This window comes from Candidatus Zymogenus saltonus, from assembly GCA_016929395.1.
In the GTDB taxonomy this organism is placed as follows: Bacteria; Desulfobacterota; Zymogenia; order Zymogenales; family Zymogenaceae; genus Zymogenus; species Zymogenus saltonus.
This window is the reverse complement of sequence record JAFGIX010000063.1, coordinates 1-15092: the sequence shown is the minus strand read 5'-3', so window position 1 is coordinate 15092 and position 15092 is coordinate 1. Positions and strand designations below refer to the sequence as shown.

Sequence of the window (15092 nt, the reverse complement as noted above, 5' to 3'; positions counted from 1 at the left end):
GACCGACACCAAATCATGGCCAACCCAAAAGCCCAAATCAACGGACGGCGGTCTCCCGATATAAAAGCTCAGTCATTGCTGTCCCGAACCGATCCGCACTTCTTTCCTCTTATTATCCAGGTACCCGTTGTTTCATCGTAAACTTCCCTGTACCTCAGGGAGCTCCCCTTTTTTCACCCAGGCGTTTGGTCATGGCCCTCGGGCCTGACGTCTTTGAACTGGATTACCTTAATGTCCCGGATGAACAGGAGAATTACATCTTCCCCTTTTATTTCTATCGTTTCGTATGTTCTAATTATCTTATTGACGTTGTCGATCACGATCTCTTTGTCGTACTTTCTTATCGAGCCGTCGGAGCCGACAACCGCAATGTCATATTTCCCCGCCTGTCTCGATGAGGAAATGGAGATGAACTCGAGCCTCTTTTTGGGATCCGGTCCTCCATAGAAGGAAAAGGGTGCGGCGGGTATTGCAACCCCGGGGCTGTAGGGCAGCTTTTCGCCCCCCGACTTTAACGTCAAGCCGTTGATTTTAGGAAAGAGGTTTTCGTTGCCCTCGGTCTCCTCAATCGCAAGTCGGATGAGATCTGCATCGGTTATATCGGCTCCTTTGTCAAAGTAGCTGATATTTACAACCTTGACCTTTGCCTTGACCGTTCGCGCCGAGGCAGGAGGGGCCCCCGTTAAGAAGAGCGAAGCCCCAAAAAAGAAGACAACCACAAAAGCGGCCGTGAAAGATAACGAATGGTTTCTTTTCTTCATTAAGTATACCTTAAAGGAACGAGAAATATATATATCACATTTTCTGTTTTTATCAAGGATAAAAAAATCCCGCTTAAAAAAGGGCGACGGGAAGATATCCCGTGCGCCCTTGATTATTTAAATTACTCTTGGGATTTAACTTGATACCGTTTTGTTGTCACACCTTCTCGAAATACTCGATATCGGTGATCATCGCCTCCCTCTGGTCGTCATCAAGCCACTTGGGCCTTACGCGGTCTCCCCTCTTGACCTTGTCCCCTGGGATTCGATGAAGTATCTTCGTCGACGCCCCGTCGAGCCTGATCAGGGCCATCGTGTAGGGGATGTCGAGCATGGGGCAGAACTTCTTGAAATACTCTTCCTCGTAGTTGACCACTGTGAACTCCTCGACGGTTCCCTCGGGGCCGACTTCCACAAGCTCCGTCATCTTCGAGAAGTCCCTCTCGCAGCGGGAGCGCGGCGGAAAGTAGACCTTGTCGCATTTTTCGCACCTCGCACCCAAGATCTTCTTTTCGTCCCTGAGAGCGATCAGCGCCCTGGATAAAAACACTCCGGCGAAGTAGCGGTAGGGGATGCTCATCAGGCCCCTCTTGCCGAAGCAGTCTTTCTGATCCAGCGGCAGTTTATCTGTTGTATACATATCTTTCTCCCTTTGTTTTCATTTCAATCCGCTCGATTATTGCCAGATCATTGTAAACTATTGCCAAATGATTAATCCTCCGCCAGCACCCAACCCTCAAGATCGGATGGGCGGGCCTCCCGTTTTTCCTTCCAGACCGGAACGACCCTCTTCCCCGGAGCGAGCTTTTCCGGGTCGTGTTCGAGGCAGAAGTGGAAAAATCCGCCGCCGTTGGGGAGGGCGACGATAAGGGTCGTGTAGGGGACCTCCCTCATAATCCCGGTAAGCGGATTTACCGTGGGGAAGTGGACCACGTCGAATGTGGCGATGTAGCCCCATTCGTCCAGCTTCACCCACTCGGTCGGCTCTTCGAAGCACTTGGGACAAACGATCTTCGGAGGAAAGAGGACGTTCCGGCACTTGCCGCATCGGTTTCCCCACAGCTCCTTGTCCTTGAGCTTGTTGAGCATGTGTCCCATGATCGGCCCCGTGGAAAAGGTTCCCGGGATCGCCATCTCGTAGCGGATCTCGACGATCTCCCTTCCCTCTTTATCTGTCTTGGTACCCATAGGTAAAACCTCCTTTTCTATTTGTCCGGCTTTTCGGCTCCCAGAAGATGAAATACCGTCCAGAAAGTCCCGCCGAATCCAGAGGACAGGGCAAGCTTGACGTCTTTAGGAACCTGGTGGTCGCCGGCGTTTCCGCGGATCTGGAGGGCCGCTTCCGCAACCCTTATGATTGCCGTGGCGCCTATCGGGTTCGACGATACCACGCCCCCCGATGGATTAAGCGGAAACTTGCCGTCTATGGCGAAATCGCCGTTCAAGACCATTTCGATCTGCTCACCGTTTTCGAGCATCAGGAATTTCCCAATCCAGTCGAGGGCCCACCAGCTTTGGGGATCGTACATCTCGAACACCCCTATCTGCTTTATCGGATCTACGATCCCGTTTCTGGCATAGAGCGTTCTTGCGGCCTCGCCGTGGGTGTCGAGATCGCCCATGTTTACCAGATCGAAGGTCTCCTGGCGGTGGACCGTTACATGGTCGTGCATCCAGACCGGTTTTTGCGGAAGCTTCTTCGCCAGCTCCTCCGAGACGAACAGGACTGCGCAGGCCCCGTTCGACTCCGGGCACATGTGAAGAAGCCGAAGCGGCCATGCCAGGACCCTCGACTCCAGGACGTCCTGCCTCGTGATCTCGATCCTGAGATGCGCCTTGTAGTTCTTCCTGGCGTTGTTCGCCATCAAGACCCTCAGCTCCGCCGCGGCCTGGTTTGCCGGCTCCCCGAACTTGTTCATCATCATAACGCCGTGGGTTCCGGTTATGGCGCCGGTCTGCACCTCCCGCTCCCAGAGTGGGTCGGCCATGTTGGTGATTCCCGTGGTCGTCATCCCCTCCTCCTGCTTTTCCCACCCGATCGCCAGGACCGAGTCGTACATTCCGGACGCGACGAGGTGGTCGGCGGAACAGGCTATCGTGGCGCCCGTGGTGCCTCCCGTGGTAATCCTGAAGCCCGCCTTTCCGTAGGCGCCGTCACCCAAGACGTGCCACATGTCCGGCTGGTGGATCCCCTCGAAGAGCTCCATGTTGCCGTGCACTATGCAGTCGATGTCTTTGAGATCCATCTTAGAATCGGCGAGGACCTCCTCTACGGCCTCGGCGACGAGCTCCACCATGTTGACGTCCTCCCGGTGTCCGCGGTGGCGGGTCTGACCGATCCCGGAGATGGCGACGTTTCTCATTCTCTTAGTCATGATTTCCCCCCCTCTTGTGCCTTGTCGTTTTCAAGGACCAAAACCGTGTGGAACTGTCCCGCAGGCCCGGCCGTGCCGTGTACCAGCGCCCTTCCGGCTCCCTTTACCTGATAGCCGTTGGCCTCACCCCTGAGCTGGAGAAAGGCCTCCGCCCCCCTTACGATGCCGGAGAGCAAAAGGGGATTTCCGCAAAGCTGGCCGCCCGACGGGTTGACCGGGAGCTTCCCCCCCATATCGGTCTTCCCCGACTCGAAAAGCTCCATACCCTTTCCCTGTTCGGCGAGCCCAAGTCCCTCGTACCAGAGCGGCTCCTGATAGGTGGCCTGGACGCTGATCTCGGCTATGTCAAACTCCTCCATCGGATCGATAATACCGGCTATGCGGTAAGCGCTCCAAGCCGCTTTAGGGAGGCTGGTCGACTCGTAGAGGTTCCTGTCTCCGAGGTAGTAGGAATCGTAGCAGTTTCCGTAGCCGGTAATCCAGACCGGCTTGTCGGTCAGTACCCTGGCCTTCGTCTCCTCGGCGAGGATCATGCAGACCGCCCCATCGCTTACGGGATAGAGGTCGAGCTCCTTGATCGGCGAGACCACTACCTTCGATTTCATGACGTCGTCCACCTTGATGCTCCCGGTGCGTTGGGCGTTCGGATTCTTCGCCCCGTTTTTGGCCGCCCTGACGGCTATCGCCGCCAGCTGTTTTTCCGTGACGCCCCATTTGTTCATGTAAGATTCGGCCTGGAGGCCCAGGGCTTGGGTATAGTCCATGCCCAAAAATCTCGTGTAGAAAGGCTCGAAGGCGTGGAAGGTCACTATGTTCCTCGAATCTACCTGTGATTCCTTCGCGTGGGCGAGGACGATGACTATGTCGTAGTGTCCCGAGGCTATCCCCGCCGCGGCGTATTGGATCGCCTCTGCACCGTCGCAGGCGACCTTTTCCTCCCCTCCCCACCTTCCAGTTCCCACAAGGTCGCCCATAGGTCCGTCGGAGATGGTACGCTGATCGAAAAAGTCGTCGGAGCACGTTATGGCAAAATCTATTCCCCTTCCCGGAACAAAAACGAGCCCCGTGTCGTCAAGACATTTTCTAACCAGCGGGTAGCACATCTCCTGGAAGCGCTCGTCCGCCTTCTTCTCTTCAAATTTCGTCTGGTGGGCGCTGACAATGGCTACTTTTCGTAACATATAAATTCCTCCCTTTCTTTAAGTGAGAAAATCCTTCCAGGAATCCGCTTTGCAGTACAGTTTTAAAACACCCCCCTTCAACAGAAATCGGTTTATAAAATTACAAAATCCTTATCATAGATTGACTAATCAGTCAAGAAATAAAGGTATACGAATTTTTTTAATTTTTTTATTGACATTATCGGCCCTGTCATATAAAAAAGCTATAACCTTTTAAATGGAACGACGATAGACCCCGTCACAAGTTGAAGATTTGAGAATATCTTAGACAATAGTTCAGTATATCCAAAATATCTATAAAATCCCTGTCCTTGAACGTTCTGAGAATACAAGATAATTGAATTAGTATAACCTTCAATCAATCTTTAAACACTTTTAATCACTATTTTAAAGCGACTTGAAAACAAAATGAAATTCTGTCATCAATGTAAAGAGCCGATAATCTCCGACTACATCTCCGTCAGAGACACCTGTCCCGCTTGCGGAATGGACCTGCGCATCTGCTACAATTGTATCTTCTACGATTCCGGGAGTTACAACCAGTGCAAGGAGCCCCAGAGCGAGTTTGTGGGGAATAAGGGTGGAAACAACTTCTGCGATTACTTTCGCTTCAAGTTGGAAAAGAGGGATGGGAACTCCGGGGGCGAGGTGGAACACGCCAAGGCGAAGTTGGAAGAGCTTTTCAAAAAGAACGCCTGAACCTAACCCGTCTGTCTCGGCAAATTAAATTATCAACTCAAGCTGTTTTTGGATGAGAGTAATTCTTTATATCCAAAAGATATAGTATGGATTGGATCGTCCTCTCCTCCAAATTGTCTGATGGTTTGATAGTTGATGGTATTCAAATTGGGATTGAGATCCTTTCGGCAGTCTCTTTTCTTCACCGATATTTTGTTTAAGACTATCGCCGTTACCCGTTTATATTTGCCGCAAAGGTGTAATCAATTTCGGGGCTCTCAAATCCCTTAAACCCTGCCTTAATCTCCGGGTGGTTTACCTAATAGCTGAATTTGTATTTACATTTTTGAGTCATCGCCCAAATATTAGGCTTCGCCATATCCGAGGGTAAAAATTCAAGTTTATTCTTTCCGATTTCAAATAATCTATATATGAAAGTCATATTTACCCGATTTTTATCACCATTTGTTTTTAAGGTATATCTCCAAGGCCTTGTTGAGCTTGGGGATATTCATCTTCTCAAGCCTCTCTGTAACCTCGGGAGATAGTACCGAATATACGGCTTCGCATTTTACCACGCCGTTTTCGTCCCAGAAGTAGACTTCATTATGTCCGAGTGAAGTGATCTTAAAAACCGTTCCTTTTGGAGCCAAGAGCTTAACACTACTATTTCCATAAAGTGGAGTATTTACGGCGCCGTCTGAGATAGTGTAGAATTTTTCGGAAGTTTTTAAAGAAGTGCTTGATTCAAAAGGAAATTTTTTACAGCTAAATTTTTCTTGACACTAATTATCTGTTATGTTATTTTTGTTTCCTTGAATGAGCATTCATTCATATATTTGGTAGGACATCGAAGGTAAATGGAGTGGTAAGATAGCCGCCGTTTTCCTCCGCAAACCTTGCTCTTTTAAAACCACCGGAACGCGGTTGACTTCCTTGCCTTTTCGTGATAACAAAGAATTTATATGGGCAAAGGAAAACCGCAAGTGAATGAAAATCTCAAGCTTTTCATCATTATTCTAAATAGAACGGAGTACTTGGATGATATCCTGACCCTTTTCTTGGAGCTGGGAGTGAGCGGCGCCACGATAATTGACTCCGTCGGAATGGGAAGGATTGTATCAAAAGATATCCCGATATTCGCCAGCTTCAGCGACCTCCTCTCCAGCTCGAGGCCGAGCAACAAAACCATTCTAACCATTGTGAGAGAGGATTTGATAGCCGAAATAGTGGACGGGATAGAAAAATCGATAGGGGATTTCACCGAAACCGGTATGGGGATATACTTCACTTTGTCCCTGGATCAAGTCTGGGGGCTTACAAAAGGGCTGGATGATTGACGGGGGGTCGAGGGATGAGTGGTAAGAGGATAGGGGATGAGGGATGGAGGGGGTGAGGGATGGGGGGAATGAGAGGGGGAGGGGGGATGTAAATGCGGGGTATGACAGGAATAAGAGGTGATTCAATAAAAAGCAGTGAAAGAGAAAGACAAAAAACTTCTTAAACAGGTTTTGCATCTAAGCAGTATCGGGTTTTCCCTTGTCTTGGCCATCGTCATGGGCCTCGCTATTGGAATTTTTATTGACCGAAAATTCGACACTGAACCGTGGTTTACGCTGATTTTTCTGGCATTTGGGATAATAGCCGGTTTCAGAAATATGTTTTATATCTTCAAGAAGTACGGACTCGAATACGATGATGAGGATGAAGAGGGAGACGATCAAGAGGATTGAGACGAATTCGTTTTGGATCGTCATAGCTGGAAGTATGGTCGTAATGATCCTCTTCTCTCTGATAGGGCTGCTCGCCTTTTCCATGGAATTCGCCCTCGGGGTCATTGTGGGGGGGGTGGTGGCGGTTTTAAACCATGTGGGGCTTTACAGGTCTCTTAATGGCCTCCTCTTGGCCGCATCCAGAAGGGATATCGGAAATCCCGATGAGGAAAGGCAAATAAAGAGGGGCACCTCATCTACCGTCTTTGGATTTTATATAAGGATCATACTCTCCGGCCTTATTATCTACTTCCCATTGAAGGGCGGTTGGGCGAGTCCACTGGCCATCTTCGTGGGGGCGTCCGTTGTTGCGATAAACAGCTTTATAGTTGCATTACTGCTGTCCAAGACTAATTAGGAGCTCAAGTTCATGGAACATCCAATACTGTTTCTCGGATATTTAGACAAATTTTTAGGGCTGGAAGAATATCCGCACGTAACCTATACCTGGCTGATAATGATTTTTCTCTCTTTTCTGGCCTATTTCTACATGAAAAGGGCGTCCATAGTGCCGAATCCGGTGCAAAACGTCATAGAACTTATCATCCTGGCACTCGGGAACCTCGTCAGGGAGACTATGGGCGAGAAGGGAATGGCCTTTATGCCCCTTCTGGTGGCCGAGGCCCTGTTCATATTCACGGCGAACCTCGTGGGCGTTATCCCCGGATTTAACTCTCCCACGGCAAACCTGAACACAAACGCGGCCATGGCGGTGGTGGTCTTTTTCATTACACACTTCGTTGGGGCCAAGATGCACGGCTTCAAATATATAAAGCAGTTTATCGGGCCGGTCTGGTGGCTTATTCCATTGATGCTGCCTATCGAGGTGATAAGCCATCTCTCGAGGCCTCTTTCCCTTTCAGTGAGGCTTTTCGGGAACATCCAGGGCGAAGACCTGGTGCTTTTGATTCTGCTTTTTCTGATGCCTTATATTATGCCCCTTCCGATAATGTTTCTTATGTTGTTAACGAGTGCCCTTCAGACCTTTGTGTTCGTCCTGTTGACGATGCTTTACATAAGCGGGGCGATGGAGGAGGCTCATTAAAGATAGACTTGTTTTATAGAAGATGTAGAAAGAAAAGGAGATATCTTATGTCTAAGAAGTTAATTGTAACCCTGTTTTTTGTATTGATGGTAGCAACCGCCGCGCTCGCGTTCGCGCAGGATCACGCCGAAGAGGCCGTTGAGGTAAAACTCCTTGCCGCAGAGTACGTTCCGTTCTTCGTAGCCGTGGTTTTTGCCGCGGCTGCTGCCATGGGTTTAGGCTCCTTCGGGACAGGAATTGGCATGGGTAACGCCGTTAGGGGCGCCGTTGACGGTGTATCCCGTAATCCGGACGCATTCGGTAGGATACTTACCACAATGATGATCGGACTCGCCATGATTGAGTCTCTGGCGATATACGCGCTTATCGTTGCCCTTGTTTTGATATTTGCGAATCCGTTCCTGCGTTTATTCGGGGCCATTTTAGGCTAAAGTTGATTTATCAGGGAAAAAACTTTTCTTAAAGATAGAAATCCCCGGGGATTCTGATTGCACATCCCCGGGGATAAACTCGACCCCCAAAATTGGAAGCCACGGAAGACATTTGCTCAATTTCCGGCGAACAATCGTCTCCAATCCTTTTCGCTTTATGCCGGGATCGGAACCGTCCCCTCATCATCCGCTTTTCCGAAAGAGTCTTAAATCCCTTGGTCAGCCTGTAACTTCGATCTTGCCTCGATTCTTTCGATAATGTAAAGGATTTTTTCCCCTCTTTTTTGTCTCTCCAACCCTTTCAAGGGCCAGCTTTAGAAATACGGGTCCGACTATCTGGTTTAAGGTCACAACGGAGAGGATCAAAGAGGCCACGGGAACGCCCCAGTCGGGAAAAATAGCTCCCAGCTTGACCGCAAGTCCTATGGAGACTCCCGCCTGGGCCGTGTACGATATTCCCATCCATCGGCTCTCGATTTTCGGCTCTTTCAGGATTCGTCCGGCGGCAAGACTCCCGGTGAAGAGGGCGAAGAGACGATAGCCCATTATGATAAGCGTCAAGGCCCAAACATTGGATACGATCTTGAGATCCAGGGATGCCCCGGCCACGGCAAAAAAGATCACGTATATGGGAAGCGAGCTTTCATCGATCGTCTTTAAAAGCTCGTCGCCCTTGGGCGACAGATTTTCCACCACAAATCCCGCCGTGATTGCGATCAGCAGTGGCTCGATGACGATGTTGAACCCCCATATCCCCGTGAGGTATTCCGAGAAGAATTGGGCGAGGCTCGTAATAAGAAGGGCAAAGAGGAGGAGAATCACAGAGAGATCCCTGTTGACGTACTTGATATAGTTGATGAGGCCAATTCCCAAGAGGGCCCCGACCCCGATATTTCCGACTATCTCGAATACGAGGATGAAAACTATATTGGAGTTCAAATCGCCCCCCGGATTGACGAAAAGCCCCCCGAAGGTGACCGACAGCGTAAAGAGGATCAACACAACCACATCCATCGCAACGGTGATCCCCATGATGCTCTCCGTGAAGGGCCCGGCCGCCCTCGTCTCGCTTATCACGGCCATCATTGTCGACGGGGAGAGGGACGCCATGACGGATGCCGTTACGAGACCTGCCGTTACCGCTATCGAGATGTTGTTTGGGGGGATGACGCCGTATATCGGGCCGAGAAAAAAGAGTATGACAACGCAGCCGAAGAAGATCGCCGTAACCTGAAAAAGGATGTTTAAGGCGATTACCTTAATCCTCTCTTTCAGTCCCGGGATCTTCAACTCGCCCCCGGCGGCAAGGGCGATAAAGGTAAGAGCCAGGCCGTCTATGAACCTCATCTCGACGACCGTTTCCGAATCCACCAGCCCCAGGAGATGGGGCCCGAAAAGAATTCCACAGGCGAGATAACCGGTTATCCTGGGAAGCTTGGCCTTTTCGGCTATACCCCCCATGAAGTATGAGGAGAGCATAAGAAAGCCGATGCTTATCGCAACTCCACCCCTCTCCATGGCCCCGTCGAAGGGGAGCGAGACCAGCCCGTAGAAAACGACTGTTATTGCCATCAACGGGAAAAGGTATCTCATTTTGTGCCCGCCGTTATCCGGTTGTCTTTTTGGGCGTCTTCAAGGACAAACCAGATCGCCCCGGGGGCCAGGGCCTCGTTGAAGAGGACCGACGCCGCCGCCGAAAAGACGATCAGCCCCCCCAGGGGATCGGGAACGGCTTGGTAGAAGCACAGTGCGATCGCCACGGCCATCGATCCCTGGGGGATCAACCCGAGGCCGATATTTCTCGGTATCTTGAAATAGGTTTTAAATACAAGTGATGACCCGAATCCCCCGAAGACCTTTCCAAAAAGCCGCATCCCTATGTATATGGGGACCACTATCAGCACAAGTCCTGAAAACTCGAGGAGGGCGCCCACGATTATCAGAAAGATGAGAAAGATCGGCTTTTCACCGAGAAGGAGTATCTCCATGATCTCGTCCCGCTTCGGGTTTAGATTCGCAAGAACCATTCCCGAGATTGCGGTCATAAGGAGCGGGGAGACGTTGAGATAACCGGCGCCCCCGACCGAGAGTATAATCATCCCGATGATAACGAGAAGGAGCTCCCTCCTGTCTCCGGTCATGCGAATAATGAGATTTAAGATGAAGCCGGAGAGGAGGCCCAAGAGAACGGTCGAGAGGAGCATATCCCACCATCTGAAATAGATTTCCCCTCCGATCGTGTGAAAGCCCTCGTATGCGAAGGCGATTCCGACCAGCGGTATTGCGACCATGTCATCCAGCGACGAGATGTATCTCATAAGGTTTATGACGTTTCTATTTTTGCTTCCCTTCACCTCCCTGCTTACGGTGGCGAGAGAGGCCTGGGAGGTGCACGCCGCCATGGAGGCAAACACAAAGAGAGAGGCGGTTATTAGCCCCTTGGGATAAAATTCTGTCCGGCCACTTAAGGTCAGATAGAGCATTAGGGCGAGAAAGACAAGAACGGCCGAAACGATCGACTGGAGTACCGTTATCCCCAAGAAGCTTTTCGGGAACTTGACGATATCCTTGAATTTAAGCTGTATCCCGAAGAGGATCCCTATCCAGCCAAGTCCGAGGAAAACCAGAGGTGTTAGGGCCTTCAGTATCCCGGCATCGAGGAAGTTCAGAAAGGTCGGGCCGACAAGGAGGCCCAGAAGGATGTAGAGGAATTCCGAAAATATGATCGGCGAGATGTATTTTGCCCTCCTCGTGTTGGTGTAGATCCACCTGTATCCGACGAGGGACAGGATTACCACGAGGGCAAGACCGAAAATCTCTTTCATAGGCTGATCCCCTGATCGGGGATGTTCCTCCCTAAAACGGGGGGAAAAAAACGGTGAAGACCTCTATGCCCGCATTCGGCGAGGCGATCTTATATGCCCGGCACCATCCATGACCTGCTTTTTTAATCAAGAGGTCAAATAAAAGGTCTATTGGTTTGAATACAAAATCGATCTTTTTCAAGGCGCATCGGCGGGTGGCGTTTGAGATTCACTTCATCACTGAAGGCCCCGTCGTGGAGAATATGGATTATCTCCCCTTCCGCAAACAGGCTGTTATCTGCGTGAAATGGCGTCTCTAATCCATGATCGCAATCTTTTTTAGCAGACCGATTTGTAAGCGTATTATATTATATGCGGGAAAGATTTGGTAGGTGAAAAGGATCGGGTTATTGTTTTTTCTTTTTCATTCTGACCGTCGCGGACATCTTGGCGCCCACTTCGACTTCGAGACCACGGTTTGTTATTACCTCCCCGACAAGCACTCCATTTCCCTGTATCAGAACTTTTCGCGAAGAGATTTTACCATCCATCGTTCCGTTCAGGATAATCGATTCCGATTTTATCTCACCGGTGATCTCCGATCCGGGGCCGATGACCAGCTCGGAGTCCTTCTCGGTTGAATATATCTTGCCTTTGATGACGGAGCCTTCGACGATGGTCCTCCCTTTAAGTACAATCTTTCCGTCAATGATGTTACCGGGGCCGAGGTAATTGATGGATTCTTCTACATAACCTTTCGATTCTTCGTCCGTAGTGTGATTCTCTCTTTTTTTACTCATTTAGGAATTTCCCTGTTTCTCCTTGTTTTCCGCCTCGGTCTTGCAATGAATGCAAAGGGTGGTTACGGGCCTGGCCCTGAGCCTCTTCTCGCTGATCGGCTCTCCACACTCATCACATATTCCAAAAGTGCCGTTCTCTATCCTCGCCAGGGCTTCTTGTATCTTCACAATCAGTTTTCTCTCTCTGTCGCGGATACGCAGCACGAAGTTTCTATCCGATTCGTGGGAGGCCCTGTCGGTCGGGTCCGGAAAGTCCTCTTTTGTGCGGGTCATCTCTGAAACTGTATCGGTGGCCTCGGCCAGGAGCTCCTCGAGCCTGGCCTCCAGTAATTTCTTGAATTTTTGGGCGGTCTTTTTATCCATGGGGAGTTAAAACCTCTTTAAAAATGCTATTGTGCTCTAGTTATCTAATAATCTTAGAATAATTATTGAGATAAAGACCAAAATCGCTACCCATGTGCTTATGACATCAGAATACCTTGTATAGCTCGATTCGGGAAGCTTTTTGAAGTTTTCCGCCAGCCTCCTCTCTCCTAATAGTACAGATAATGTATTTAAGAGTTCTCTGAACCGCCCGTAAGTATTTGAAATGATAACGGGACCACCCCTCTTGAGATCTAAGAAGACATATGTCTTGCTCTTAAAGCTCGCCGTCCCCGCCTGTACAATATCTTTAATCAATATCGTCTTTTTCCTTAATAGCTTCCTGATAAGGATGCTATCTTTAGAGATAACGATTTTACGGGAAACCAACTCCAAAAAGAAGTAATAAAAAGGGGTCAACACCGCCACAAGAACAAATATCTTTATGCTTGGATCGCTTTTCAGGATACATAAATAGATAAGTAAAAACGAAAGGAGAATCGCAATAAAATAGGGGTATACAAGGATGCCCTTTATGTTGAATTCCAACTGTGTGTCTTCTTTCTTGGCGTCCTTGTCTTCCTTTAATCCCTTCTCTTCCTCATCTCCCTTCTTTTTTCCCTTTTTGTCTTTCATTTTTTGAAGCTGCAATATCCAACCAAGGCTAAGGATCAGATATAACGACTTTTTTTCAAATCAGATAGATTTTATTATTCTTATAAAACAGGAGCTAATGGAATCAGGTCTCCAAAACGCAGACATTTTCCATTACTAAAATAAAATATTATATTAGACTTTATGGGCAAAGTCAATATAAAAAGAAAAAATGTGTCTAAAGACTCGAAATGAAGTGCCGTATATTCTTTTATTTGATGTTGTTTATTACGGCAGCCTTGAAATTGGCATATATTAGAGGGAGGGGCGGCGGAATATTATCCCGCCGCCCCGACGATTTTTGGGGAAATTGTCTCCTACTTGGCGAAGTAGTAGTTCGCTATCGCCTTTTCCGAGACAGGAACTGCTATAAGGATTGCCCTGGACGTGTCCTTTGCGCCCCCCTTATTTGAAGTACCCAAAAGCGTCACGTTTACGGTGTCGTCCTCGACGGTCACTTCCTTAATCCTTATATCCGTAAAACCGCCATCCGCTTTTGTTATGAAGCCGAAGACCTTGTACTTCTTGAAATCCAGCCCCGAGATCTTTGCCTTCTCCATACCGTAGTCTTTAAGGAGCTTTTTCAGCTCGCCCCTGTCTTTCGCGCTGATCTCCTTCTCCTCCTTCACAGCCGAGGCCGTTCCGGAATAGATGAGGTCGAATTCCACGGCGTCGCCGTACTTCACGCCCTTTTCGATCATCCGTTTTTTGATGTCGGACGTCAAGATGGAATCGAGGTTGTTCTCCTTCGGCCCGATTACGGCTCCTTCAAGGCCTCCCCCATCCTTCAAACCGGACCCCGATGAGGGCGCAGCCTTCATCTCCTTGGCGATACCCTTGGTCTTTGCCCTGTCCGCCCCGAGCTTCCAGTGGCTCTCGTCCGCCTCCTCGTCCATCTCGTAGTAGCTCCCGCCCGCCACCATGACCTTCTCCCTGGTTCCGTCCGCCTTTACATATTCCTGTCTGTATGTGAGGTAGCGGAACGTTCCCTCCGATCCCTTGGCTATCTTTGTGAATATGTCGACACCCTCGGACGACAGGCCGCTGCAGCCGATGCTGTTTATTACGATGTACCTGTCGAGGGCCTCCTCGATCTCGTCCTCCCAACGGTAGTCCTGCTCGTAGAAATGGGGCTTTGCGTCGCCGATAAGATAGATCGTCTTTTCAGTGTCTTTGTTCCTGTCCCAGTTGATCTCGTGGATTGCGACGTGCAGCGCCTCGTTGACGCTCTCCGGCAAGTCGCCGCCGCCGGTCGCCCTTATCTGCCTGACCTCTCTTAATATGGTGTCGGTGTCGTCGGTGAGCTTAAAGATCATTGTGACGTATTCGTCGCCCCTGTCCCGGTAAAGGACAAGCCCGAACCTGACATCCGGCTCGGGGGTTCCGCTCTCGATCTCGGAGATCATGTCGACAAGGCTCTCTTTCACCACAGCTATCTCGTCGTCCATGGAGCCCGTCGTATCGATAAGAAATACGACGTCCATCCTGGGCGCCTTTTTCGCCCAGGCTTGTGGCGTTACGGCGATCAAGACAAAGAAGATGGAAAAAAGCAAAAACAGTACCTTATTCTTTTTCATGGTTATCCTCCAATTTTTTCTTTATGACAAGGATGGGGATAGGGTTGTTCCATTTTCCGAATCGCTAAAAAAATCTTTTCCCCAAATTATTTTGGTCTCCGATTCTTCGGGATTTTAGATTTGAAAAAAATGTTTCTTAACGGGGGAAAATGACTTTCTATCTTTTTTAAGTGTAAAGACATTCAATATCTAAAAATATTCAAACTCCTCCGATGTTTAATATAAATCATTTTCTTCGGTATTATCTCTATTATAGCAGGATTTCTAAAGAATTTTGTCAAGGGTTTTGATCGCCAAGGGTGACGGCCCCTTGGGCCGCCCTTGACAAAATTCGAATTCTGCTTTCCACAAATTCACTTTTAAGAAGCAGAAGTATATTGATGTGTTTCTTGCCTTTTATCTCAAGTACGAAATCATCGTATTAACGAAGTATATCAATTCAACATCTTCTCATAAAAAAACCCGCTTACAGCGGGGAAATCGACCCTCATTTTTTCGGGAGCCTCGAACGCCCTTCGACAAATATCTGATAAATGACCGCCGTCTCCTATTTGCTGAATTTTCGGTAGTGGGTCAGTTTGATTTTAAAAGATTCAAAATATCTTCGATTTCCCAAAGATGATCGGTGATTCCAGCCGCCATAGCCGGAGT

Annotated in this window: 18 protein-coding genes; 6 read left to right on the top strand and 12 right to left on the bottom strand. The window is 49.2% G+C overall.

Annotation, left to right across the window (positions count from 1 at the left end; translation table 11 throughout):
• Positions 1–173: 173 nt before the first annotated feature.
• From JW984_12600 to JW984_12580, 5 genes are all read right to left on the bottom strand, one after another.
• Positions 174–761 (bottom strand): hypothetical protein, encoded by a 588-nt coding sequence (locus JW984_12600; protein MBN1574028.1) that lies wholly within the window; start codon positions 759–761, stop codon positions 174–176.
• Positions 762–918: 157 nt separating this feature from the next.
• Complete coding sequence (locus JW984_12595) at positions 919–1401, bottom strand: Zn-ribbon domain-containing OB-fold protein (GenBank protein ID MBN1574027.1); 483 nt, start codon at positions 1399–1401, stop codon at positions 919–921.
• Between the two features lie 71 nt (positions 1402–1472).
• Positions 1473–1949 (bottom strand): OB-fold domain-containing protein, encoded by a 477-nt coding sequence (locus JW984_12590; GenBank protein MBN1574026.1) that lies wholly within the window; start codon positions 1947–1949, stop codon positions 1473–1475.
• 17 nt (positions 1950–1966) lie between these two features.
• A complete protein-coding gene (locus JW984_12585) occupies positions 1967–3136 on the bottom strand; it encodes a thiolase family protein (protein MBN1574025.1) in 1170 nt (389 codons plus the stop codon).
• Positions 3133–4317, bottom strand: coding sequence for a thiolase family protein (locus tag JW984_12580; GenBank protein MBN1574024.1), 1185 nt, complete (start codon positions 4315–4317; stop codon positions 3133–3135). The genes JW984_12585 and JW984_12580 overlap by 4 nt, the downstream gene beginning before the upstream one ends.
• 408 nt (positions 4318–4725) lie before the next feature.
• Here JW984_12580 and JW984_12575 point away from each other — a divergent pair, with 408 nt between their 5' ends.
• Positions 4726–5016, top strand: coding sequence for a hypothetical protein (locus JW984_12575; protein ID MBN1574023.1), 291 nt, complete (start codon positions 4726–4728; stop codon positions 5014–5016).
• Between the two features lie 437 nt (positions 5017–5453).
• Here JW984_12575 and JW984_12570 read toward each other — a convergent pair whose 3' ends face one another.
• On the bottom strand, positions 5454–5648 hold the full coding sequence (locus JW984_12570; GenBank protein MBN1574022.1) for a hypothetical protein: 195 nt from the start codon (positions 5646–5648) through the stop codon (positions 5454–5456).
• 312 nt (positions 5649–5960) lie between these two features.
• Between JW984_12570 and JW984_12565 the strand changes: the two genes are divergently transcribed.
• From JW984_12565 to atpE, 5 genes are all read left to right on the top strand, one after another.
• Positions 5961–6335, top strand: coding sequence for a hypothetical protein (locus JW984_12565; GenBank protein MBN1574021.1), 375 nt, complete (start codon positions 5961–5963; stop codon positions 6333–6335).
• A gap of 135 nt (positions 6336–6470) precedes the next feature.
• Positions 6471–6728 carry an AtpZ/AtpI family protein gene (locus JW984_12560; protein MBN1574020.1) on the top strand — a complete coding sequence of 86 codons (258 nt, stop codon included), beginning with the start codon at positions 6471–6473 and terminating at the stop codon, positions 6726–6728.
• On the top strand, positions 6700–7125 hold the full coding sequence (locus JW984_12555; protein ID MBN1574019.1) for an ATP synthase subunit I: 426 nt from the start codon (positions 6700–6702) through the stop codon (positions 7123–7125). The genes JW984_12560 and JW984_12555 overlap by 29 nt, the downstream gene beginning before the upstream one ends.
• A 12-nt stretch (positions 7126–7137) precedes the next feature.
• The gene (gene atpB / locus JW984_12550) at positions 7138–7812 is read left to right on the top strand and encodes a F0F1 ATP synthase subunit A (GenBank protein MBN1574018.1); all 675 of its coding nucleotides are present in this window, start codon (positions 7138–7140) and stop codon (positions 7810–7812) included.
• 47 nt (positions 7813–7859) lie between these two features.
• On the top strand, positions 7860–8243 hold the full coding sequence (gene atpE / locus JW984_12545) for an ATP synthase F0 subunit C (GenBank protein ID MBN1574017.1): 384 nt from the start codon (positions 7860–7862) through the stop codon (positions 8241–8243).
• Positions 8244–8462: 219 nt separating this feature from the next.
• Here the strand turns inward: atpE and JW984_12540 are convergent, their stop codons facing one another.
• From JW984_12540 to JW984_12515, 6 genes are all read right to left on the bottom strand, one after another.
• The gene (locus JW984_12540; protein MBN1574016.1) at positions 8463–9836 is read right to left on the bottom strand and encodes a cation:proton antiporter; all 1374 of its coding nucleotides are present in this window, start codon (positions 9834–9836) and stop codon (positions 8463–8465) included.
• Entirely contained in the window at positions 9833–11068 is a 1236-nt protein-coding gene (locus JW984_12535; GenBank protein ID MBN1574015.1) for a cation:proton antiporter, read from the bottom strand. Before JW984_12535 ends, JW984_12540 begins: the two co-directional genes overlap by 4 nt.
• Positions 11069–11454: 386 nt before the next feature.
• Positions 11455–11847: a polymer-forming cytoskeletal protein gene (locus tag JW984_12530; protein MBN1574014.1), complete on the bottom strand. Its 393-nt coding sequence runs from the start codon at positions 11845–11847 to the stop codon at positions 11455–11457.
• Positions 11848–12210, bottom strand: a complete 363-nt coding sequence (dksA, locus tag JW984_12525) for an RNA polymerase-binding protein DksA (protein MBN1574013.1) — start codon at positions 12208–12210, stop codon at positions 11848–11850.
• A 36-nt stretch (positions 12211–12246) separates the two neighbouring features.
• A complete protein-coding gene (locus JW984_12520) occupies positions 12247–12846 on the bottom strand; it encodes a hypothetical protein (GenBank protein ID MBN1574012.1) in 600 nt (199 codons plus the stop codon).
• Positions 12847–13181: 335 nt separating this feature from the next.
• A complete protein-coding gene (locus JW984_12515) occupies positions 13182–14441 on the bottom strand; it encodes a VWA domain-containing protein (protein ID MBN1574011.1) in 1260 nt (419 codons plus the stop codon).
• Positions 14442–15092: the final 651 nt, after the last annotated feature.